This window comes from Streptomyces sp. NPDC042100, assembly GCF_055582325.1.
The window spans coordinates 24,031-44,588 of the sequence record NZ_JBVJDK010000018.1 but is presented as its reverse complement, the minus strand read 5'-3'; the positions used below and the strand labels follow the sequence as shown (position 1 = coordinate 44,588).

Sequence of the window (20,558 nt, the reverse complement as noted above, 5' to 3'; positions counted from 1 at the left end):
CGCGAGGGCTCAGACCTCGTACGCGTACGGGGTCATGGTGGTCAGCTCCGCGAAGCCGAGGCGCCGGAGGATGGGGCGGCTGGTGGGCGCGGCGTCCACCTGGACGTAGCGGTAGCCTCGGGCGATCGCGGTGCGGGCGCGGTGCGAGACGAGGGCGCGGTAGAGGCCCTTGCCGCGCCATTCGGCGACGGTCCCGCCGCCGTACAGACCGGCGAAGTCGCAGCCCTCGGGCAGGTCGAGACGGCCGGAGCTGACGGGGACGCCGTCGGCGAGGGCGACGACCGCGGCGACGGAGTCGGGCGCGGCGGCGAGCTGGTCGAGCATCCGGCTGACGTAGTGCGAACTGTCGGTGCCGAAGGCCTTCTCGTGCACCTCGGCCATCATCCGCACCCCGGCCTCGTCGGTGACCGCGTGCAGCTCCACGCCGGGCGGCAGGTCGACGGCGGCGGGCAGCGAGTCGGCCTCGGCGACCATGAGGGTCTCGGGCTCCTCGGCGGCGAAGCCGGCGGTGAGGAGCCGGTCGGCGAGGTCGGCGGGGCCGTCATGGCCGTACACGGTCCATTCGAAGGAGCGGCCGGCGGCGCGGAAGTAGCGGATCTGGGCGTCGATGGCGGCGTCGGCGTCCGCCTCGCCGAGGCCGGACCACAGGATGCCGTTCCAGGCGTAGGCGGGTCCGGTGTGGCGGACGACGGAGCCGTCGCGCTCGACGTGGCAGCCTGGGCCGTCGGGGCGGGCGTCGATCCGGCGCTGGCGGTCGAAGCGGATGCGGAGTGCGGTGATGTCCATGGCCGCCCACTCAACCCCGCGGGCGGCCGGGACGCCACTGGGTTTACCAGGTCACGGGCAGGGACTCGGGGCCTCGGTTGACCGTGCCCGCCCGCCAGGCGACCTCCTCGGGCGGGACGGCGAGGCGGAGGGCGGGGAAGCGGGCGAGCAGGGTGGCGAGCATCACCTCGGCCTCCATGCGGGCCAGTTGGGCGCCCGCGCAGTAGTGGGCGCCGTGGCCGAAGGCGAGGTGCGGGGACTCGTCACGGGCGAGGTCGAGCCGGTCGGGCTCGGTGTAGACGGAGGGGTCGCGGTTGGCCGCCGGGTAGAAGACGTAGACGGCCTCGCCCTCGCGGATGGTGACCCCGCCGACCTCGACGTCGGCGGTGGCGACCCGGGGCATCCCGACGCCGTCGCGCTGGGGGATGTAGCGGAGGAGTTCGTCGACGGCCCGGGGCAGCCGCGCGGGGTCCTCGCGGAGCTTCGCGGTCTGCGCGGGGTGGGTGAGGAGCACGTACACCATCGTGGAGACGATGTTGCGGACGGCGTCGAGCCCGTTGAGGGTGAGCATGACGGCCATGGAGACCAGTTCGGGGGTGCTGATGCCGCCGGTCTCGCGGGCGGCGGCGAGTTCGCTGACGAGGTCGTCGCCGGGGTGGGCGGCCCGGTGCCGGGCGAGGTCGGCGAAGTAGCCGGCGATCTCCTTCTTGACGGCCTCGCCGGCGGCGGCGGTGGTGGCGTTCGACAGCAGTCCGGCGCGCCAGGTCTGGACGCGGTCGAGGTCGGCGGCGGGGACGCCGAGCAGTTCGGCGACGACGGTGGCGGAGAGCGGGCCGACGAAGGTCTCGGCGAGGTCGGCGGGCGGGCCGGTCTCCAGGGTGTGGAGGGCGTGGGTCTCGGCGGTCCGCTCGGTGTGGGCGCGCAGGGCGGCCATCCGGCGGCGGCCGAAGGTGGGGGCGATGAGGCGGCGCAGCCGGGTGTGGTCGGGCGGGTCGGCGCGGCCGACGCCGCCCGCGGGGGCGAGGGTGTGCGGGGTCATGCTGGTGATGGGCCGGCCGACGGTGGCGGCGCGGCTGAGCCGGGGGTCGGCGGAGACCAGCTTGACGTCCTCGTAGCGGGTGACGAGCCAGGCGTGGCCCTCGCCGTGCGGGAGGCGCACCCGGGCCACCGGCTCCTCGTGGAGGAGCCGGTGCGGCAGCGGGTCGAAGACGGTGCCGGGCAGGGGGGTGGGGGCCCAGTCGTGGACGACCCGCCCGGTTCTGTCGGGGGGCGGCGTCATGGCGTGGGGACCGTTCCGCGCGGCGCTCCGGCGTCGTGCCGGAGCGGGGTGATCTGGTCGATGTCGTAGCGGATCCGGAGCTGTTCGATGGCGGCGTGGTCGACGGGGCCGCCGGGGCCGCCGGAGCCGAGGATGTCCATGAGCTCCTCGAAGTAGCGTTCGTGGTCGGGCGGGGGCGAGGCCTGGAACAGCATCCGTACGGGTTCGCCGGTGGGGTTGGCGAAGGCGTGCGGGCAGCCGGGCGGGACCAGCATCAGGGTGCCGGCGGTGGCCCGGACGGCGCGCTGTCCGGAGGCGGACTCCCAGTCGCGCCAGCTGTCGCGGGTGCGGACGAGGGGTTCGAAGGCGAGGACGTCGAGCTCGCCCTCCAGGACGTAGAAGAGCTCCTCGCTGTGTCCGTGGGCGTGCGCGCCGACGTCGAAGCCGGGCGGGACGAGGACCTCGAAGGTGGAGGAGGTGGGGGTGTGTTCGCCGGTCACCTTGAAGGTGACGCGCTGGGCGGCGGTGGTGAGGGTCTTGCCGTGGCCGGGCGGCACGATGAGGCCGCCGCCCGGTCCGATGGCGGTCGCGGTCATGGGGCGGCGGGTCCTCTCACCAGGTGACGGGCAGGGTCTCGGGGCCGCGGATGAGGGCGCCGCGCTGCCAGCGGATCTCCTCCTCGGGGACGGCGAGCCGCAGGTCGGGGAAGCGGGTCCACAGGGAGTCGAGGAGGATCTCGGACTCGATGCGGGCGAGCGCGGAGCCGGGGCAGTAGTGCGGGCCGTGACCGAAGGCGACGTGCGGGTTGTAGCCGCGGTCGAAGTCGAGCTTCTCCGGCTCGGGGAAGACGGCGGGGTCGCGGTTGGCGGTGAGGTACGAGACGTAGACGGGGTCGCCCTCGGCGATGCGGACGCCGCCGACCTCGACGTCCTCCAGGGCGATCCGGGAGAGGCCGACGGCGTTGCGGTGCGGGATGTAGCGCAGCAGCTCGTCGACGGCCTGCGGGAGGAGTGCGGGTTCGGCGCGCAGCCGGGCCAGGTGCTCGGGGTGGGTGAGCAGGGCGTAGACCATGTTGGCGCTGTTGTTGCGGACGGCGTGGGCGCCGCCGATCTGGATGAGGACGGCGAGGCCGACGGCCTCGTGCTCGTCCAGGGTGCCGTCGTCGATCGCGTCGGCGAGGACGGCGGCGAGGGTCTCCTTGCCGGTGCCGTGGTTGCGGCCGATGAGCTCGGTGAAGTAGCGGGCCATCTCGCTCTTGGCGCGTTCGCTGGCCTCGCGGCCGGCGCCGGCCGAGATGATGGCGTCGGACCAGTTCGCCATGAGGGGCTGGTCGCCGTCGGGGACGCCCATGAGCTCGCTGACCATGGCGAGCGGGAAGGGGCGGTTGACGAGCTCCATCAGGTCGGCGGGCGGGCCGTGCCGTTCCAGCCGGTCGAGCAGGCCGTCCATGACGGACTGGGCGTGCTCGCGCAGGGAGCGCAGGGCGCGGGCGCTGAAGGCGCGGGCGACGACCCGGCGCATCCGGGTGTGGTCCGGCGGATCGGCGAAGCCGACGGCGCCTTCCATGGGGATGAAGTGGGGGGCGAGCCGGGTGATGGAGCGGCCGTAGACGGCCTGGCGGCTGAACCGGGGGTCCACGGAGACGAATTTGACGTCCTCGTAGCGGGTGACGAGCCAGGCGTGGCCCTCGCCGTGCGGGAGGCGGACCCGTGAGACGGGGTCCTCGTGGAGGAGCTTGGCGAGGAGGGGGTCGAAGGCGAGGCCGGTGAGGTCGGGGACGGCCCAGAAGTGCACGTGGGGGGCGTCGCTGTCCTGGGAGGTGGTGGTCGTGGTCATGGGGTCACCGCCGCTGTCGTGGTGGGTGGGGGGCGAGGGGGTGCCAAGGGAGGTGCCGAGGGGGGTGCCGAGGGTGGGCGAGGGTGCGCTCGACGGGCTGTACGAGGTGCCTCTCGGCGACGCCGGTGCTCTCGATCAGGCGCAGCACGAGCGGGAGCCGCTCGTGGCCCGCGTGCGGGGCGCGGGCCAGACCGAGGGGCTCTTCCCGGGTGATCACGTGCTCGGGCACGGCGACGGCGGGACGGCACAGGGCAGGCATGGGGGTCCATTTCGTCCGGGGGGTGGGGAGGGGAGCCGGACGGGATCATCTTCCGTTCCCCTTCCCCGGCGCAGCACCGTTCCTGCGCTCCCGGGGACAATCACACCCGAATGTGTGATCTGCGGCAGACGTCTGTGACCTGCGGGAAAGCCCTTGCGGAGCCGGGACGGCGGTGGTCCGGGCGGCGGCTCGCCGGGGTGCGGCGGGCGGCCGGACACCTGAGCGAAGAAAACCCCTCCCGACCCCTTGCCAAGCCCTGGGGGCGGCCGGATTTACTGATCCCGGGAAGATCGACCGAATGATCGGTCGTCCGTTTTACGACGGGTGGCCGGGTGGTACGCGAGGCGAGGGAGTGGCGCACATGGGCGAGCTGCTGGACGCGGGCGAGCGACTCGGACGCGAGGAGCTGGAGACCCTCCAGCTGGAACGGCTGCGCGCGACCCTGCGGCACGCGTACGCGCACGTGGACTTCTACCGGCAGGCGTTCGACGCGGCCGGGGTGCGGCCCGAGGACTGCCGGAGCCTGGCCGACCTGGCCCGCTTCCCCTTCACCGCCAAGGCCGATCTGCGCGCCCACTACCCCTTCGGGATGTTCGCCGTCGACCAGTCGGAGATCCGCCGGATCCACGCCTCCAGCGGCACCACCGGGCGGCCCACCGTGGTCGGCTACACCGAGCGGGACCTGGACACCTGGGCGGACGTGGTCGCCCGCTCGCTGCGCGCGGCCGGCGCCCGGCCCGGCCACAAGGTCCATGTGGCCTACGGGTACGGGCTGTTCACCGGCGGCCTCGGCGCGCACTACGGGGCCGAGCGGCTCGGCTGCACGGTGATCCCCGCCTCCGGCGGCATGACCGCCCGCCAGGTCCAGCTGATCCAGGACTTCCGGCCGGAGGTCATCATGGTCACCCCCTCGTACATGCTCACCCTGCTCGACGAGTTCGAGCGGCAGGGCGTCGACCCGCGCACCACCTCCCTGAAGGTCGGCGTCTTCGGGGCCGAGCCCTGGACCGAGGAGATGCGCCGGGAGATCGAGGAGCGCTTCGCGCTGGACGCCGTGGACATCTACGGGCTCTCCGAGGTGATGGGGCCCGGGGTGGCGCAGGAGTGCGTGGAGACCAAGGACGGTCTGCACATCTGGGAGGACCACTTCTTTCCGGAGGTCGTCGATCCGGTCACCGGCGAGGTGCTGCCCGACGGCGAGGAGGGCGAGCTGGTCTTCACCTCCCTCACCAAGGAGGCGATGCCGGTGATCCGCTACCGCACCCGGGACCTGACCCGGCTGCTGCCCGGCACCGCGCGGGTCTTCCGGCGGATGGAGAAGGTCACCGGGCGCAGCGACGACATGGTCATCCTGCGCGGGGTGAACCTCTTCCCCACCCAGATCGAGGAGATCGTCCTGCGCACCCCCGCCGTCGCCCCGCACTTCCAGCTCCGGCTCACCCGGGAGGGACGCCTGGACGCCCTGACCGTACGGGCCGAGGCGCGCGCCGGGGCCACCTCCGAGGAGCGCCGGGAGGCCGCCCGCGCGATCGCCGCGGCGGTCAAGGACGGCATCGGCGTCTCGATCGGTGTGGAGGTGGTGGACCCGGAGACACTGGAGCGCTCGGTGGGGAAGATCAAGCGGATCGTCGACCTCCGGGACGGCGCGTAGCCTGGAGTCAGGAGGTGGTTGCGATGCTGTCGGAGTCCCCCATCGCCGCGATCATTCCGGTGAACGACATGGCCCGCGCGAAGCGCTTCTACACCGACACCCTCGGCCTGACGCTCGTCAAGGAATCGCCCCAGGACGTGATGTTCGAGACCGGGGGGTCCATGATCGGTCTGTACGAGACCCCCTACGGCGGCCAGGCCCAGCACACGCTCGCGAGCTGGAAGGTCGCCGACCTCGACGGCGAGATGAAGGAGCTGCGCGCCAAGGGCGTGACCTTCGAGGACTACGACCTGCCCGGCCTGAAGACGGTCGACGGCGTGGTCGAGTCGGACGACATGCGGGGTGCCTGGTTCAAGGACAGCGAGGGCAACGTGCTGTGCGTGATGGAGACGCGCGAGGGCTGAGTCCCGCGTCGGCCGTCAGGCGGCCCCGAAGCGGTCGCGCAGCTCGCGCTTGAGGATCTTCCCGCTCGCGTTGCGGGGCAGCTCGTCCACGAACAGCACCCTCTTGGGCGCCTTGAAGTGGGCGAGCCTCCCCCGCGCGTGGGCGAGGAGTTCGTCCTCCGTGACCGGGCCGCGCCGCACGACGAAGGCGGTGACCGCCTCGATCCAGCGCGCGTCCGGGAGGCCGACGACGGCGGTCTCGGCGACGGAGGGATGGGTGTAGAGGGCGTCTTCGACCTGCCGGGAGGCGACGAGGACGCCCCCGGAGTTGATGACGTCCTTGACCCGGTCCACGACGGTCAGATAGCCCTCGGCGTGGCGCACCACCAGGTCGCCGGAGTGGAACCAGCCGTCCCGGAAGGCCGCCTCGGTCTCCTCCGGCTTCTCCCAGTAGCCCGCGCACAACTGCGGTGAGCGGTAGACGACTTCGCCGGGGGTGCCGTCGGGCACGTCGGCGCCGTCCTCGTCCACGACCCGGGCCTCGACGTGGCGGACCGGGCGCCCGCAGGAGTCCAGCCGCCCCTCGTGCTCCGCCGGGCCGAGGACGGTGGCGAGCGGGCCGATCTCGGACTGGCCGAAGCAGTTGTAGAAGCGCAGTCCGGGCAGCCGCGCGCGCAGCCGCTCCAGGACCGGCACGGGCATGATCGAGGCGCCGTAGTACGCCTTGCCGAGGGGCGTGAGGTCACGGGTGGCGAAGCCGGGGTGGTTGGCCAGCCCGATCCAGACGGTCGGCGGCGCGAACAGGCTGTCGCAGCGGCCCGATTCGACGAGGCCGAAGAGGGTCTCCGGGTCGGGGCCGTCGACGATGGTGTTCTCCGCGCCCACGGCGAGGTACGGCACCAGGAAGACGTGCAGCTGGGCCGAGTGGTAGAGCGGCAGCGCGTGCGCGGGCCGGTCGTCCTCGCCGAGGTCGAGCGCCTCGATGGCGCTCGCGTACTCGTGGACCAGGGCCCGGTGGGTCATCATCGCGCCCTTGGGCAGGGCGGTCGTGCCCGAGGTGTAGAGCAGCTGGACGAGGTCGCCCGGGTCGCGGTCGGCGTCGTACGGCCGGGGCACGGCGAGCTCCGCGAGCAGCGAGTCGTCGGCGTCCCGCAGGGCCCGCACGGGCACGTCCTCCGGCACCCGGCCGGCGAGCGCCGGGTCGGCGAGCACCAGGGCGCTGCCGGACTGGTGCAGCACGTAGTCGAGGTCCTCGCCGGTGAGGTGGTGGTTGACCGGGACATGGACGAGACCCGCGCGGGCGCAGGCCAGGAAGGCGATCAGGTACGCGTCCGAGTTGTGCGCGTAGGTGGCGACCCGGTCCCCGGCCACGAGCCCGGCGCCGTCGGGGTCGCGCAGCACGGCGGCGGCGGTCGAGACGGCGGCGTCCAGCTCGGCGTAGCTCCAGGTCCGGTCGGCGTAGCGGACGGCGGTCCGGCCGGGGACGCGCCGGGCGCTGTGGCGCAGCACGCCGTCGACGGTACGGGTGAGCAGGCCGCGCTCCGGGCCTCGTTCCAGTCCTCGGTCCATGGAGGCCGATCTTGGGCGGGCGGGGGCGGCGGGTCAAGTACCCCGGATACCGAACGGGATGTTGACAAAGCGAGCGCTCAGCTGAATGCATGGCCCAACCCGCATGCTCCGTAAGCCCGTTGGGAGGAAACCTTGCACCCGCGCAGTACGCTCCCCGCCCGGTTCCGACGCCTGGCCCTGGTCGGCGCGGCCCTCGCGACCGTCACCGCCTCGCTGCCCGCGGCGGCCGTCGCCGACACAGGCGACCGGGGGCACCACCCCTCGGACCGCGGCCTGTCGGCCGTCATCCGGTACACCGAGTACGGCATCCCGCACATCGTGGCGAAGGACTACACGAACCTGGGCTTCGGCACCGGCTGGGCGCAGGCCGCCGACCAGGTCTGCGTACTCGCCGACGGCTTCGTGACCGTGGACGGCGAACGCTCGCGGTACTTCGGCGCCGACGGCGCGCCCGACGGCTCGCTGTCCTCGGCGGCGAAGAACCTCTCCAGCGACCTCTTCTTCCGAGGCGCGAAGGACGCCGGCACCGTGGAGGCCCTGCTGGCCACGCCGGCGCCCGCCGGCCCGAGCCGTCAGTCCCGGGAGCTGATGCGGGGCTGGGCGGCCGGATACAACGCCTGGCTGCGGAAGAACCGGGTCACCGACCCGGCGTGCGCGGGCGCGGCCTGGGTCCGCCCGGTCACCGAGCTCGACGTGGCCCGGCGCGGCTGGGCGGTCTCGGTCCTCGGCGGGCAGGGCCGCGGCGCCGACGGCATCACCTCCGCCGCGCCCCCGGCCGCCGCCGGAGCCGGGGCGGCCGGGCCGTCCGCCGCCGGGGGAGCCGCCGGGCGCGCCGCCGGGGCCGGCGGCTCCCCCGCCGTCCCGGACCCGGAGCGCACCGCCGAGGCGGCGCGGGCGCTGTTCGCGGCCGAGAACGCCACGATGGGCTCGAACGCCGTCGCGTTCCAGGGCGCCACCACGGCGAACGGGCGTGGGCTGCTGCTCGGCAACCCGCACTACCCCTGGCAGGGCGGCCGGCGCTTCTGGCAGTCCCAGCAGACGATCCCCGGCGAGCTGAACGTCTCCGGCGCCTCGCTCCTCGGCACCGTCTCGGTCAGCATCGGCTTCAACGAGAAGGTGGCCTGGAGCCACACCGTCGCCACCGGCGTGCCGCTCAGCCTGCACCAGCTCACCCTCGACCCGGCGGACCCCACCGCGTACCTGGTGGACGGCGTGCCGGAGCGGATGACCCGGCGGACGGTCACGGTCGCGGTCAAGGACGGCGCCCCCGTCACCCGCACCCAGTGGTGGACCCGGTACGGGCCGGTCGTCTCCGGGCTCGGCGCGCAGCTCCCGCTGCCGTGGACCGCGACGACGGCGTACGCGCTGAACGACCCGAACGCGGCGAACCTGCGGGCCTCCGACACGGCGCTGGGCTTCGCCCGGTCCCGCTCCACGCGGGGGCTGGCCGAGGCGCTGCGGCGGACCCAGGGCCTGCCGTGGGTGAACACGATCGCCGCCGACTCCTCGGGCCACACCCTCTTCACCCAGTCCCAGGTGCTGCCGAGGATCACCGACGAGCTGGCCGCGCGCTGCTCGACCCCGCTCGGCCGGGCCACCTACCCGGCCTCGGGCGTCGCGGTGCTGGACGGCTCGCGCGGGGAGTGCGCGCTGGGCTCGGACCCGGACGCGGTGCAGCCGGGGGTCTTCGGGCCCGCGCGGATGCCGGTGCTGCGGGACGCCCCGTACGTGGAGAACTCCAACGACAGCGCCTGGCTGGCCAACGCCGAGCGGCCGGTCACCGGCTACGAGCGGATCTTCGGCACGATCGGCACCGTGCGCTCGCTGCGCACCCGGGGCGCGGTCGAGGACGTGGCGGCGATGGCGGAGCGCGGCCGGCTGACGGTCGCGGATCTCCAGCGGCAGCAGTTCGCGGACCGCGCCCCGGCCGGTGACCTGGCGGCGGCGGACACGGCGCGGGCCTGTGCGACGGTGCTCGCCGCCGATCCGGAGGCGTGCCGGGTGATCGGCGCCTGGGACCGCACGATGGACACCGGGAGCCGGGGCGCGCTGCTCTTCGACCGGTTCTGGCGCGCGTTCGGCGCGGAGACGCCTCGGTCGGAGCAGTGGAAGGTGCCGTTCTCGGCGGCCGACCCGGTGGGTACGCCGCACACCCTGAACACGGCGGCGCCCGGCTTCGCCAAGGCGCTGACGACGGCGGTGGCCGAGCTGCGGGCGGCGGGCATCCCGCTGGACGCGCCGCTCGGGCGGCACCAGTTCGTGGTGCGGAACGGGGTGCGGATCCCGGTGGGCGGCGGCACCGAGGCGCTGGGCGTCTGGAACAAGACGGAGCAGGTCTGGAATCCGGCGGGCGGCGGCTACACGGAGGTCGTGCACGGCACCAGCCATGTGCAGGCGGTGGGCTGGGACGGCGGGCGGTGCCCGGTGGCCCGCACGCTGCTGACCTACTCCCAGTCGTCGAACCCGCGCTCGCCGCACTACGACGACCAGACGGCGCTGTACTCCGGCGAGCGCTGGGTGACCTCCCGCTTCTGCGAGAAGGACATCCTGCGCTCGCCGGAGCTGAGGATCGTGGTCGTCAGGGGCTGAACGACAGGAACACGAAGGCGGCGAAGATCGACAGGTGGACGCCGCCCTGGAGCAGCGTGGCCCGTCCGGGCACCACGGTCAGGGCGCTCACCACGGCGGTGAGGCCGAGCAGCACCATGTGGAGGGGGCCCAGGCCGAGGACAAGGGGGCCGGAGAGCCAGACGGAGGCCAGCGCGATCGCCGGGATGGTCAGACCGATGCTGGCGATGGCGGAGCCGTAGGCCAGGTTCATGCTGGTCTGCATCCGGTCCCGGCGGGCCGCGCGCACGGCGGCGAGGGTCTCGGGGAGCAGCACCATGAGGGCGATCACGACACCGACGACCGCCTTGGGCAGTCCGGCGGACTCGACGCCCTCCTCGATGGTGGGCGAGACGAGCTTGGCGTTGCCGACCACGGCGAGCAGGGCGAGGAGGAGCAGCCCGAGGCTGATCCACATCTCGCGGGAGGTGGGCGGCTCGGCGTGGTCGTCCTCGGACTCCTTGCCGCCCTGGCCGGGCCTCGGCACCGGGAGGAAGTAGTCGCGGTGCCGGACCGTCTGCACCGCGACGAACACCCCGTACAGACAGAGCGAGGCGACGGCGGCGAAGGCGAGCTGGGCGCTGGAGAACTCGGCGCCGGGGTGGCTGGTGGTGAAGGTCGGCAGCACCAGGGTCATCACCGCGAGGGTGCAGACGGTGGCGAGGGCGCCGCCGGAGCCCTCGGCGTTGAAGACGGCGACGCGGTTGCGCAGGGCGCCGACGAGCAGCGACAGGCCGACGATGCCGTTGCAGGTGATCATGACGGCGGCGAAGACCGTGTCACGGGCGTACGTGGACGTCCCGCCTCCGCCGCCGGCCATCAGGGTGACGATGAGGCCGACCTCGATGACGGTGACGGCGACCGCCAGGACGAGCGAGCCGTAGGGTTCGCCGATCCGGTGGGCGATCACCTCCGCGTGGTGCACGGCGGCGAGCACCGCGGCGAAGAGACAGGCCGCGATGAGGGCCACCGCGAAGCCGGGCAGGTCTCGCCCCCAGCCGAGGGCGAGGCCCACCGCGGCGACGATCGGCCCCCAGGTGGTCCATTGTCGTGTCAGTGCTGCCGTGCTCGAACTCATGCCTTGAATCCTGCCACAAAGGGAGGATCGCATTCCGTCCCGCCGCGTGGGCTCGGAGCTGACGGAAGGTCAGAGTCCTTCACAGCGCCCGGTCGTGGCCCTCCCAGTACGGATCACGGAGCCTGCGCTTGTACAGCTTGCCGTTCGGATCCCGGGGCATGACCGTGATGAAGTCCACGGACTTCGGACGTTTGTACCCGGCGAGGCGGGTTTCGCAGTGGGCCAGGATCGCGGCGGCGAGCTCCGGTCCGGGCTCGTGGCCCTCGGCCGCCTCGACGACCGCCTTGACCTCCTCGCCCCAGTCGGCGTGCGGGATGCCGAAGGCGGCGGCGTCGGCGACGGCCGGGTGGGCGAGCAGCGCGGACTCGATCTCGGCGGGGTAGATGTTGACCCCGCCCGAGATGATCATGTCGATCTTGCGGTCGCGGAGGAAGAGGTAGCCGTCCTCGTCGAGCACGCCGAGGTCGCCGACGGTGAAGAAGTCGCCGATGCGGCTGGAGCGCGTCTTGGCCTCGTCGCCGTGGTAGCGGAAGCCGCCGGTGCTCATCTTCATGTACACCGTCCCGAGCTGTCCGGGCGGCAGCCGCTCGCCGTCGTCGTCGAAGACGGCGAGCTCGCTGATGGGCCAGGCGCGGCCGACGGTGCCGGGCTTCTTCAGCCAGTCCTCGGCGGTGGCGAAGGCGCCGCCGCCCTCGCTCGCCGCGTAGTACTCCTCGACGCAGTGGCCCCACCACTCGATCATCGCCCGCTTTACGTGGTCGGGACAGGGCGCGGCGCCGTGGATGGCGTGCCTCATGGACGAGGCGTCGTAGCGGTCCCTGGTCTCGGCGGGCAGCGCGAGCAGCCGGTGGAACTGGGTCGGCACCATGTGGGTGTGGGTGCAGCGGTGGACGTCGATGAGCCGCAGCATCTCCTCGGGGGTCCACTTGTCCATGAGGACGAGCGGGTGCCCGATGTGCAGGGCGGCGGCGGCGAACTGGAGCACGGCCGTGTGGTAGAGCGGCGAGCAGACCAGGTGGACGTTGCCGTCGAAGGGCCGGATGCCGAAGATGCCGAGGAAGCCGCCGAGGTAGGTCTCCTCGGGCAGCTTGCCGGGCAGCGGGCGGCGGATGCCTCGGGGGCGGCCGGTGGTGCCCGAGGTGTAGTTCATCACCCAGCCGAGGGTGCGGTCGTCGGGCGCCGACTCGGGCTGCCCGTCGAGGAGTTCGGCGTACGGGCGGAAGCCGGGCAGCGCCCCGACCCCGTACCGCCGCGCCGCCGGGAGCCCCGCCTCGTCGGCGGCCTGGGCGGCCGCCTCGGCGAAGCGCTCGTGGGCGAGCAGGACCTTGGCGCCGGAGTCGGCGACGATCCAGGCGATCTCGGGGCCGACCAGGTGGTGGTTGACCGGCACCAGGTAGAAGCCGGCCTGTGCGGCGGCGAGGTAGGCGGTGAGGAAGGGCACTCCGTTGGGCAGCACGACGGCGAAGGCGTCGCCGCGCTCCATCCCGGCCGCGCGCAGCCCGTGCACGAGCCGGTTGGCGTCGGCGAGCAGCCGGCCGGCGGTCCAGGTCTCGCCGTCGGGGGCGATGAGGACGGCACGGGCGGGGTCGGCGGCGGCCTGGGACCAGAAACCGTTCGATGGGGCGTCCGTCACGACGTACTCCTTCCGGCGATGCGGTTGATCCGGTCGATGGCCTTCTCGAAGCCGCTGGTCAGCTCGTCGAAGACCTGCTGGACGCTGCGCTCGGCGTTCATCCGGCCGACGATCTGGCCGACCGGCGTGCCGAGCAGCGGCGCCACCTCGTGCTTCTGGATACGGGAGACGGCCTCGGCGACGAGGAGGCCCTGGAGCGGCATGGGCAGCGTGCCGGGTCCGGCCGGGTCGTCCCAGGCGTCGGTCCACTCGGTGCGGAGCTGGCGGGCGGGCTTGCCGGTGAGGGCGCGGGAGCGGACGGTGTCGCCGGAGCCCGCGGCGAGCAGCTTGGCGGTGAGGGCGCGGGAGTGGAGCTCGGCCTCGGTGGTGGTGAGCCAGAGGGAGCCGAGCCAGACGCCCTGGGCGCCGAGGGCGAGGCCGGCGGCGATCTGCTCGCCGCTGCCGATGCCCCCGGCGGCGAGCACGGGCAGCGGTCCGACGGCCTCGACGACCTCGGGGGTGAGCACCATGGAGGCGATCTCGCCGGTGTGGCCGCCCGCCTCGTAGCCCTGGGCGACGACGACGTCGATGCCGGCCTCGGCGTGGTGGCGGGCGTGCCGGGCGCTGCCGGCGAGGGCGGCGACGAGGACGCCGTGGGCGTGGGCCCGCTCGACGACGTCGGCGGGGGGCGAGCCGAGGGCGTTGGCCAGCAGCTTGATCGGGTAGTCGAAGGCGACGTCGAGCTGGCTGCGGGCGACCTGCTCCATCCAGCCGGTGATGCGCCAGCCGGAGGCCTCGCCCTCGGCGAGCTCGGGGACGCCGTGCTTGGCGAGGGTGTCGCGGACGAAGGCGCGGTGCCCCTCGGGGATCATCGCCTCCACGTCCGCCTCGCTGACCCCGTCGACCTTCTTGGCGGGCATGACGACGTCGAGGCCGTAGGGCAGCCCGTCGGTGTGCTCCTGCATCCAGTCGAGGTCGCGGGCGAGGTCGTCGGGGGCGGTGTAACGGACGGCGCCCAGGACGCCGAATCCGCCTGCTCGGGTGATCGCGGCGGCCACCGCGGGGAAGGGCGTGAAGCCGAAGATGGCGTGCTCGATGCCCAGGGTGCGACTCAGCTCCGTCTGCATGGGCGGCATGGTGCCGCAGCCGGTGTGCCGAGGGAAGAGATTTTCTGATGCAGTGTCAGATTGTTTCGGGGCGGCGGGCACCGTGGGAGAGGCTGGGCATGACGGAAACCACGAGGACATCGGGGTACGGGGGTTCGGGACCGAGCCGTCGGAGGTTCGGCGGTGGAGTGCTCGCGCTGGGAGGTGCGCTGATGATCGGTACGGTGCCGGGGACGGCCGGAGCCGCCGAGCCCGGAGGAGGCGACGGGACAGGAGCCGGGCGGCCGGGCGGCCCGGGTCCTTCGGGCGCGGGTGGCGGGGAGGCGCGGCGGACCGTGCTGCGCCCCGGCTCGGCCGAGCGCGCGGGGCTGCTCCCCGAGCACCTGGACCGGCTCGTCGCCGACGCCGAGAGCTTCCTCCGCCCCGCCGCGGGCGCCGCCCACCCGTGGTACGCGGGCGCGGTGCTGCTCGCGGGGCGCGGCGGGACGGTCGCGCTGCACCGGCCGATCGGCATGGCCGTGCGCTACGCGGCGTACGACGAGAAGACCGACACCGGCGTCGAGCTGCCGCCCGGGCGGCGGATCCCGATGCGCGAGGACACGGTCTTCGACCTGGCCTCGGTCTCCAAGCTCTTCACCTCGATCCTGGCGGTCCAGCAGATCGAGCGGGGCGCGCTGGTCCTGGAGGAGCGGGTCACGGCGTATCTGCCGGAGTTCGGTGGCGGCGGCAAGAGGGACGTCACGGTCCGCCAGCTGCTCACCCACACCTCGGGCTTCCGCTCCTGGATCCCCCTCTACAAGGAGCCGACCCGCGAGGGGCGCCTGCGGCTGCTGTGGAACGAGGTGCCCGCGAACCCGCCGGGCACCGTCTACCTCTACTCCGACCTCAACCTGATCACGCTCCAGCTGATCCTGGAACGAATCACCGGTCACCCCCTGGATCACCTGCTCCGGACCGAGATCACCGCTCCGCTCGGGATGCACCGCACGCGTTTCAATCCCCCGCTCTCGTGGCGCCCCTCGATCGCCGCCACCGAGGACGCCCGCGCGCCCTGGTCGGGGCTCGACCGGGGTCTGGTGTGGGGCGAGGTGCACGACGAGAACGCGTACGGGATGGGCGGGGTCGCCGGTCACGCCGGGATCTTCTCCACCGCCTGGGACCTCGCCGTCCTCGCCCGCACCCTGCTCAACGGCGGGGCGTACGGCCCGGCGCGGATCCTCTCCCCCGCCTCCGTGGAGCTGATGTTCACCGACTTCAACACCGCCTTCCCCGGCGACGAGCACGGTCTGGGCTTCGAGCTCTACCAGCACTGGTACATGGGCGCCCTGGCCACCCCGCGCACCGCGGGTCACACCGGCTTCACCGGCACCAGTCTCGTCCTGGATCCCACCACCGACTCCTTCCTCATCGTCCTCGGCAACTCCGTCCACCCCGTCCGCACCTGGCGCTCCGGCTCCGCGCCCCGGGTCTCCGCCGCCGACCGCCTCGCCCGCGCCGTGCCCGTACGCCCGGCGCGCGGGCGGACCGCCTGGTTCGCCGGCATGGCGAACGACGCCGTCGCGACCCTCACCCTGCCCGCCGTCCCCGGTGCCGCGCGGCTCGGCTGCGCGCTGTGGTGGGACACCGAGCCGGGCGCCGACGGCGTCTTCCTGGAGTCCTCGCGGGACGGCGGCGCCACCTGGCGGCCGGTCCCCTTCACCACCACCGACGGGACCCCGGCCGCCCACCCCGGCGGGGCGGCGACCGGCTGGTCCGGCCGCACCTGGCACCCGGTCACCGCCGAGCTGCCGCCGGGCGACCCGCCCGCCCGCCTCCGCTGGCGCTGCGCCACGGACCGGCGCTACGTCGGCCGGGGCGTGTACGTGGACGCGCTGCGGCTCCTCGACGCGGCGGGCCGCCCGCTCTTCGACGAGGCCCGCCCGGCGGACGGCGCGCGGATCGAGGCGGCGGGGTGGGTGCGTTCGGCGGACTGAGCCAGGCGCGGCGGCTCGGGCGCGGGCGGGGCTGAGGCACGGCGGCTCAGGCTCCGCCGGGGCTCGGGCTCCGCCGGGGCTCAGGCTCCGCAGGGGCTCGGGCTCCGCAGGGGCTCGGGCTCCGCAGGGGCTCGGGCGCGGGCGGGGCTCTGGGGCTCAGGCGCCCCGGCGGCGCAGGTGCAGGTGCCCGTCGACCGGGTAGTCCGGCGGCGCCGCGGGCAGGGTCCGCTCGAAGGCGTAGCCGCTCTTCGCGGCCACCCGGCACGAGGCCGGGTTGTCCACCTGGTGCAGCAGCTCCAGCCGCTCCAGACCGGCCGGCCCGAAGGTCTCGAAGGCCCAGCGGGTGACCGCCTCCAGGGCCCTCGGCGCCACGCCCCGGCCCCGGGCGGGCGCCGCGGTCCAGTACCCCACCTCCGCCACCGGGCCGCCGCCCGCCGGGCGCTTGAGGACGACGTTGGCGAGGGCCACGCCGACCGGCTGGCCGGTCCCGTCGGCGGCCAGGACCGCGAAGGCGTACCGGTTCCCCTCGGCCCAGGCCCGCCGCTGCTCGCCGATCCAGCGCAGCGCGTCCGCCTCGCTCTCGGGGACCGCGCGCACCCAGCGGCGCAGCACCGGGTCCCGGTGGGCCTCGGCCACGGCGGCGGCGTCCTCCGGGGCCCAGGGCCGGAGGACGAGGGCGGGCGGGGCCGGGGCTGGGGCCGGCTCGGTGCGCAGCACGACGGTATCGATCATCGGCCGATGATAGGACCGGCGTCCCGGCGGCGGACCGGACCCGGGCGTACCGCCCCGCGTGCACGGGCAGACAGGCGGCATGACGCACGACGCGACCGCCGGGCCCGGCCCGGTGCCGCCGGACCCCGACCCCCGGCCCGACCTGGTGCGGCGCTCCGCGGTGTTCCTGCCCGAGGGCAGCGAGATCCAGCAGGCGTTCGTCTGTCAGAGCGCCCCGAACTTCGGCTTCTTCGTCCTCACCTATCTCACCGGTCTCACGATGTTCCGGAACACCTACCGGTGCGTGGCGGTCACCTCCGACGCCGTGTACGTGCTGGACGGCACCGCCCTCTCCGGCGGCGCCCGGCCCCGGCGGCTGGCGGCCACGCTGCCCCGGGCCACCCGGCTCGGCCCGGTGTCCGGCCGCTGGGGGCGGCTGGACCTGCTCGGCGAGCCGCACTGGGTGCACCGCCGGTTCCACGGACAGATCGCGGCGGCGGACCGGGCGGCGGGCTTCGCCGGCTGACCCCGGCCCCGTCAGTCCCGCCCGGCCGCTTCGCGCAGGGCGTCGAGGACCGGGCTGATCAGCGGGTGCTCCTCGGCGCCGCGCCGGACGGCGGCGAAGACGCGGCGGGTGGGGGCCACCCCGTCGACGGGCCGGACGACCACACCCGTGAGGTCGGTGCCGCGCAGCGCCGAGCGCGGCACCAGGGCCACCCCCGCACCCGCCCCGGCCAGCGCCACCACGGCGCGGAAGTCGTCGGAGACATGCGCGAAGCCCGGCTCGAAGCCCGCGTACTCGCAGGCCAGGACGGTGACGTCATGGCAGGGGTTGCCGGCGGACTGGCCGATCCAGGGGTCCTTGGCCAGCTCGGCCAGCGAGATCCGCTCGCGGCCGGCGAGCGCGTGGTCCGGCGGCAGGACCACGTCGAACGGCTCCGCGTACAGCGGTACCCGGGTGAGCCGGGGGTCGTCCTCGCGGGGCGCGCCCCGGTACTCGACCGCGACCGCCACCTCCACCTGCCGGTCCAGGACCATCAGCAGGCTCTCGTCGCCCTCCGCGTCCTGGACCCGGACCCGGATGCCGGGCGAGGTCCGGGCCAGCGAGCCGATCGCCGGGGCGACCGCGAGGCCGATGCCGGTGGCGAACGCGGCCACCGTGACCGTACCGGCCTCGCCGGAGCCGTATGCCGCCAGCTCCGCCTCGGCCCGCTCCAGCTGGGCCAGGACGGCGTTGGCGTGGCTCAGCAGGATCTCGCCGGCGGGGGTGAGCCGGGCGCCTCGGGCGTTGCGCTCGACCAGCCGGTGGCCGGTCTCCTGCTCCAGGGCGGCGAGCTGCTGGGAGACCGCGGAGGGGGTGAGGTAGAGCGCGGCGGCAGCCGCCGTGACGGTACGGTGGTCGGCCACCGCCCGGAGGATGTGCAGCCGCCGCGCTTCGATCATGCCCCTAGTTTCGCAGGGCGTCCCGGGCCTCGACGAACGCGTCCACCGCGCGGTGCACGTCGTCCGTGGAATGGGCGGCCGAGAGCTGCACGCGGATGCGGGCGGCGCCCTGCGGGACGACCGGGTACGAGAAGCCGATCACGTACACCCCGCGCTCCAGCAGCAGCTCGGCCATCTTCCCCGCCTCGGCGGCGTCGCCGATCATGACGGGCGCGATGGCGTGGTCGCCGGAGAGGATGTCGAAGCCCGCCTCGGTCATGCGGGAGCGGAACAGCGCCGTGTTGGCGTTGAGGCGCTCGCGCAGGTCGCCCGCGGACTCCAGCAGGTCGAGGACCTTGAGGGAGGCGGCGGCGATCACCGGGGCGAGGGTGTTGGAGAACAGGTACGGGCGCGAGCGCTGGCGCAGCAGGGCGACGATCTCGGCGCGGGCCGCGACGTAGCCGCCGGAGGCGCCGCCGAGCGCCTTGCCGAGGGTGCCGGTGATGATGTCGACGCGGTCCATCACGCCGTGCAGCTCGGGGGTGCCGCGCCCGCCGGGGCCGACGAAGCCGACGGCGTGCGAGTCGTCGACCATGACCATGGCGTCGTAGCGCTCGGCCAGGTCGCAGATCGCGTCGAGCGGCGCGACGTAGCCGTCCATGGAGAAGACGCCGTCGGTGACGATGAGCTTGCGCCGGGCGCCGCCCTCGTCGGCCGCCTTGAGCTGCTGCTCCAGGTCGGCCATGTCGCGGTTGGCGTAGCGGAAGCGGCGGGCCTTGGAGAGGCGGATGCCGTCGATGATGGAGGCGTGGTTGAGGGCGTCGGAGATGACGGCGTCCTCGGGGCCGAGGATCGTCTCGAAGACGCCGCCGTTGGCGTCGAAGCAGGAGGAGTAGAGGATCGTGTCCTCCTGGCCGAGGAAGGAGGACAGGCGCGCCTCCAGCTCCTTGTGGACCTCCTGGGTGCCGCAGATGAAGCGGACCGAGGCCATGCCGTAGCCCCAGCGGTCGAGCGCCTCGTGGGCGGCGGCGACGACCTCGGGGTGGTCGGCGAGGCCGAGGTAGTTGTTGGCGCAGAAGTTCAGCACCTCGCCGGGGCGGCCGCCCGAGGTGACCTCGACGGTGGCGTTCTGCGGGGTGCCGATGACCCGCTCGGGCTTGTGGAGGCCGGCCTGCCTGATCTCTTCGAGGGTGGTGCGGAGGTCGTCGCGTACGGAATCGAACATGAGGGGTGCAGCTCCTGAAGGTCTTCGTACGGGGTCAGGCGGTTCAGACGGTCCAGTCGAGGATGATCTTGCCGCCCTTGCCGGAGGCGGCGTCGTCGAAGGCCGCCTCGAAGTCGGTGAAGGCGTAGCGGCCGGTGATCACGGGGGCGAGGTCGAGACCGCCCTCCAGGAGCACGGACATGGCGTACCAGGTCTCGAACATCTCGCGGCCGTAGATCCCCTTGATGGTGATCATGGACGTGACGATCTTCGCCCAGTCGACGGCGAAGTCCTCGCTCGGCAGGCCCAGCATGGCGATCTTGCCGCCGTTGGTCATGTTGGCGACCATGTCGCGCATCGCGCGCGGGTTGCCGGACATCTCCAGACCGACGTCGAAGCCCTCCTTCAGGCCCAGCGTGCGCTGGCCGTCCGCGATGGTCTGCTCGGCGACGTTCAGGGCGAGCGAGACGCCCGCCTTGCGGGCCAGCGCCAGGCGCTCCTCGCTCACGTCGGTGATCATGACGTGGCGGGCGCCGGCGTGCTTGGCGACGGCGGCGGCCATGATGCCGATCGGGCCCGCGCCGGTGACCAGGACGTCCTCGCCGACCAGCGGGAAGGACAGCGCGGTGTGCACCGCGTTGCCGAAGGGGTCGAAGATCGCCGCGACGTCGAGGTCCACCTCGACGCGGTGCACCCACACGTTGGACGCGGGCAGCGCCACGTACTCGGCGAAGGCACCGTCCCGGCCGACGCCGAGGCCCACGGTGGCGCGGCAGAGGTGGCGGCGGCCGGCCAGGCAGTTGCGGCACTTGCCGCAGACCAGGTGGCCCTCGCCGCTGACCAGGTCGCCGACCGCGATGTCCACGACGTCGCGGCCGGCCTCGACGACCTCGCCGACGAACTCGTGGCCGAGGGTCAGCGGGGTCGCGATCGTCTTCTGCGCCCAGCCGTCCCAGGAGCGGATGTGCAGGTCCGTCCCGCAGATGCCGGTCCGCTTCACCTTGATCAGTACGTCACCCGGACCGGTCTCGGGCATGGGAACGTCCATGAGCCAGAGTCCCGGCTCCGCCTTCTGCTTGACCAGCGCCTTCAATGTAACGGCTCCCGACGTGCGCGTCCTGTGA

17 protein-coding genes and 1 pseudogene are annotated in these 20,558 nt (G+C 73.8%); 5 read left to right on the top strand and 13 right to left on the bottom strand.

The features are described from left to right. Positions 1–9: 9 nt before the first annotated feature. From ACZ6J5_RS31525 to ACZ6J5_RS31505, 5 genes and pseudogenes are all read right to left on the bottom strand, one after another. Complete coding sequence (locus ACZ6J5_RS31525; protein WP_469397163.1) at positions 10–786, bottom strand: GNAT family N-acetyltransferase; 777 nt, start codon at positions 784–786, stop codon at positions 10–12. Between the two features lie 43 nt (positions 787–829). Beyond that, the gene (locus ACZ6J5_RS31520; RefSeq protein ID WP_469397162.1) at positions 830–2,044 is read right to left on the bottom strand and encodes a cytochrome P450; all 1,215 of its coding nucleotides are present in this window, start codon (positions 2,042–2,044) and stop codon (positions 830–832) included. Continuing rightward, on the bottom strand, positions 2,041–2,619 hold the full coding sequence (locus tag ACZ6J5_RS31515; RefSeq protein WP_469397160.1) for a cupin domain-containing protein: 579 nt from the start codon (positions 2,617–2,619) through the stop codon (positions 2,041–2,043). The genes ACZ6J5_RS31520 and ACZ6J5_RS31515 overlap by 4 nt, the downstream gene beginning before the upstream one ends. Before the next feature lie 16 nt (positions 2,620–2,635). After that, complete coding sequence (locus ACZ6J5_RS31510; protein WP_469397159.1) at positions 2,636–3,859, bottom strand: cytochrome P450; 1,224 nt, start codon at positions 3,857–3,859, stop codon at positions 2,636–2,638. Between the two features lie 52 nt (positions 3,860–3,911). Then, positions 3,912–4,118 (bottom strand): annotated as a pseudogene (locus tag ACZ6J5_RS31505) (type III polyketide synthase); the annotation flags it as partial. Between the two features lie 361 nt (positions 4,119–4,479). Here ACZ6J5_RS31505 and paaK point away from each other — a divergent pair. Next, on the top strand, positions 4,480–5,769 hold the full coding sequence (gene paaK, locus ACZ6J5_RS31500; RefSeq protein WP_469397157.1) for a phenylacetate--CoA ligase PaaK: 1,290 nt from the start codon (positions 4,480–4,482) through the stop codon (positions 5,767–5,769). 23 nt (positions 5,770–5,792) lie between these two features. Next, positions 5,793–6,173: a VOC family protein gene (locus ACZ6J5_RS31495; protein ID WP_469397155.1), complete on the top strand. Its 381-nt coding sequence runs from the start codon at positions 5,793–5,795 to the stop codon at positions 6,171–6,173. 15 nt (positions 6,174–6,188) lie between these two features. Here ACZ6J5_RS31495 and ACZ6J5_RS31490 read toward each other — a convergent pair whose 3' ends face one another. Further along, on the bottom strand, positions 6,189–7,721 hold the full coding sequence (locus ACZ6J5_RS31490; protein ID WP_469397153.1) for a fatty acyl-CoA synthetase: 1,533 nt from the start codon (positions 7,719–7,721) through the stop codon (positions 6,189–6,191). A gap of 132 nt (positions 7,722–7,853) precedes the next feature. Here ACZ6J5_RS31490 and ACZ6J5_RS31485 point away from each other — a divergent pair, with 132 nt between their 5' ends. Next, entirely contained in the window at positions 7,854–10,310 is a 2,457-nt protein-coding gene (locus ACZ6J5_RS31485) for a penicillin acylase family protein (RefSeq protein WP_469397151.1), read from the top strand. Here the strand turns inward: ACZ6J5_RS31485 and ACZ6J5_RS31480 are convergent. The 3 genes from ACZ6J5_RS31480 to ACZ6J5_RS31470 all read right to left on the bottom strand — a co-directional run bounded on the left by ACZ6J5_RS31480 (position 10,300) and on the right by ACZ6J5_RS31470 (position 14,145). Further along, the gene (locus tag ACZ6J5_RS31480; protein WP_469397150.1) at positions 10,300–11,406 is read right to left on the bottom strand and encodes a calcium:cation antiporter; all 1,107 of its coding nucleotides are present in this window, start codon (positions 11,404–11,406) and stop codon (positions 10,300–10,302) included. The two genes, ACZ6J5_RS31485 and ACZ6J5_RS31480, sit on opposite strands and share 11 nt — an antisense overlap. A gap of 79 nt (positions 11,407–11,485) precedes the next feature. Continuing rightward, positions 11,486–13,039, bottom strand: coding sequence for an acyl-CoA synthetase (locus ACZ6J5_RS31475; protein ID WP_469397148.1), 1,554 nt, complete (start codon positions 13,037–13,039; stop codon positions 11,486–11,488). Then, complete coding sequence (locus tag ACZ6J5_RS31470) at positions 13,036–14,145, bottom strand: NAD(P)H-dependent flavin oxidoreductase (protein WP_469397146.1); 1,110 nt, start codon at positions 14,143–14,145, stop codon at positions 13,036–13,038. Before ACZ6J5_RS31470 ends, ACZ6J5_RS31475 begins: the two co-directional genes overlap by 4 nt. Positions 14,146–14,243: 98 nt before the next feature. On the opposite strand from ACZ6J5_RS31470, the gene ACZ6J5_RS31465 reads away from it, so the two are divergent. Next, complete coding sequence (locus tag ACZ6J5_RS31465) at positions 14,244–16,097, top strand: serine hydrolase domain-containing protein (protein ID WP_469397144.1); 1,854 nt, start codon at positions 14,244–14,246, stop codon at positions 16,095–16,097. 156 nt (positions 16,098–16,253) lie between these two features. Here ACZ6J5_RS31465 and ACZ6J5_RS31460 read toward each other — a convergent pair whose 3' ends face one another. Then, positions 16,254–16,829 carry a GNAT family N-acetyltransferase gene (locus ACZ6J5_RS31460; protein WP_469397142.1) on the bottom strand — a complete coding sequence of 192 codons (576 nt, stop codon included), beginning with the start codon at positions 16,827–16,829 and terminating at the stop codon, positions 16,254–16,256. 79 nt (positions 16,830–16,908) lie between these two features. On the opposite strand from ACZ6J5_RS31460, the gene ACZ6J5_RS31455 reads away from it, so the two are divergent. Further along, positions 16,909–17,334, top strand: coding sequence for a hypothetical protein (locus ACZ6J5_RS31455; protein ID WP_469397141.1), 426 nt, complete (start codon positions 16,909–16,911; stop codon positions 17,332–17,334). A gap of 11 nt (positions 17,335–17,345) precedes the next feature. On the opposite strand, the gene ACZ6J5_RS31450 is transcribed toward ACZ6J5_RS31455, so the two are convergent. The 3 genes from ACZ6J5_RS31450 to tdh are packed head-to-tail and all read right to left on the bottom strand — an operon-like array spanning position 17,346 to position 20,527. Then, positions 17,346–18,251, bottom strand: coding sequence for a LysR family transcriptional regulator (locus ACZ6J5_RS31450; protein ID WP_469397140.1), 906 nt, complete (start codon positions 18,249–18,251; stop codon positions 17,346–17,348). Between the two features lie 4 nt (positions 18,252–18,255). After that, positions 18,256–19,455, bottom strand: coding sequence for a glycine C-acetyltransferase (locus ACZ6J5_RS31445; RefSeq protein WP_469397138.1), 1,200 nt, complete (start codon positions 19,453–19,455; stop codon positions 18,256–18,258). A gap of 43 nt (positions 19,456–19,498) precedes the next feature. After that, positions 19,499–20,527 carry an L-threonine 3-dehydrogenase gene (gene tdh, locus ACZ6J5_RS31440; protein ID WP_469397137.1) on the bottom strand — a complete coding sequence of 343 codons (1,029 nt, stop codon included), beginning with the start codon at positions 20,525–20,527 and terminating at the stop codon, positions 19,499–19,501. Positions 20,528–20,558 lie beyond the last annotated feature (31 nt).

Bases quoted from the DNA above. Each gene is read 5' to 3' on its own strand.
- ACZ6J5_RS31495 (WP_469397155.1), top strand. From the start codon at position 5,793: ATGCTGTCGGAGTCCCCCATCGCCGCGATCATTCCGGTGAACGACATG.
- ACZ6J5_RS31455 (WP_469397141.1), top strand. From the start codon at position 16,909: ATGACGCACGACGCGACCGCCGGGCCCGGCCCGGTGCCGCCGGACCCC.
- ACZ6J5_RS31470 (WP_469397146.1), bottom strand. From the start codon at position 14,145: ATGCAGACGGAGCTGAGTCGCACCCTGGGCATCGAGCACGCCATCTTC.
- ACZ6J5_RS31490 (WP_469397153.1), bottom strand. From the start codon at position 7,721: ATGGACCGAGGACTGGAACGAGGCCCGGAGCGCGGCCTGCTCACCCGT.
- ACZ6J5_RS31520 (WP_469397162.1), bottom strand. From the start codon at position 2,044: ATGACGCCGCCCCCCGACAGAACCGGGCGGGTCGTCCACGACTGGGCC.
- paaK (WP_469397157.1), top strand. From the start codon at position 4,480: ATGGGCGAGCTGCTGGACGCGGGCGAGCGACTCGGACGCGAGGAGCTG.
- ACZ6J5_RS31445 (WP_469397138.1), bottom strand. From the start codon at position 19,455: ATGTTCGATTCCGTACGCGACGACCTCCGCACCACCCTCGAAGAGATC.
- ACZ6J5_RS31460 (WP_469397142.1), bottom strand. From the start codon at position 16,829: ATGATCGATACCGTCGTGCTGCGCACCGAGCCGGCCCCAGCCCCGGCC.
- ACZ6J5_RS31525 (WP_469397163.1), bottom strand. From the start codon at position 786: ATGGACATCACCGCACTCCGCATCCGCTTCGACCGCCAGCGCCGGATC.
- ACZ6J5_RS31510 (WP_469397159.1), bottom strand. From the start codon at position 3,859: ATGACCACGACCACCACCTCCCAGGACAGCGACGCCCCCCACGTGCAC.
- ACZ6J5_RS31450 (WP_469397140.1), bottom strand. From the start codon at position 18,251: ATGATCGAAGCGCGGCGGCTGCACATCCTCCGGGCGGTGGCCGACCAC.
- ACZ6J5_RS31480 (WP_469397150.1), bottom strand. From the start codon at position 11,406: ATGAGTTCGAGCACGGCAGCACTGACACGACAATGGACCACCTGGGGG.
- ACZ6J5_RS31515 (WP_469397160.1), bottom strand. From the start codon at position 2,619: ATGACCGCGACCGCCATCGGACCGGGCGGCGGCCTCATCGTGCCGCCC.
- ACZ6J5_RS31465 (WP_469397144.1), top strand. From the start codon at position 14,244: ATGACGGAAACCACGAGGACATCGGGGTACGGGGGTTCGGGACCGAGC.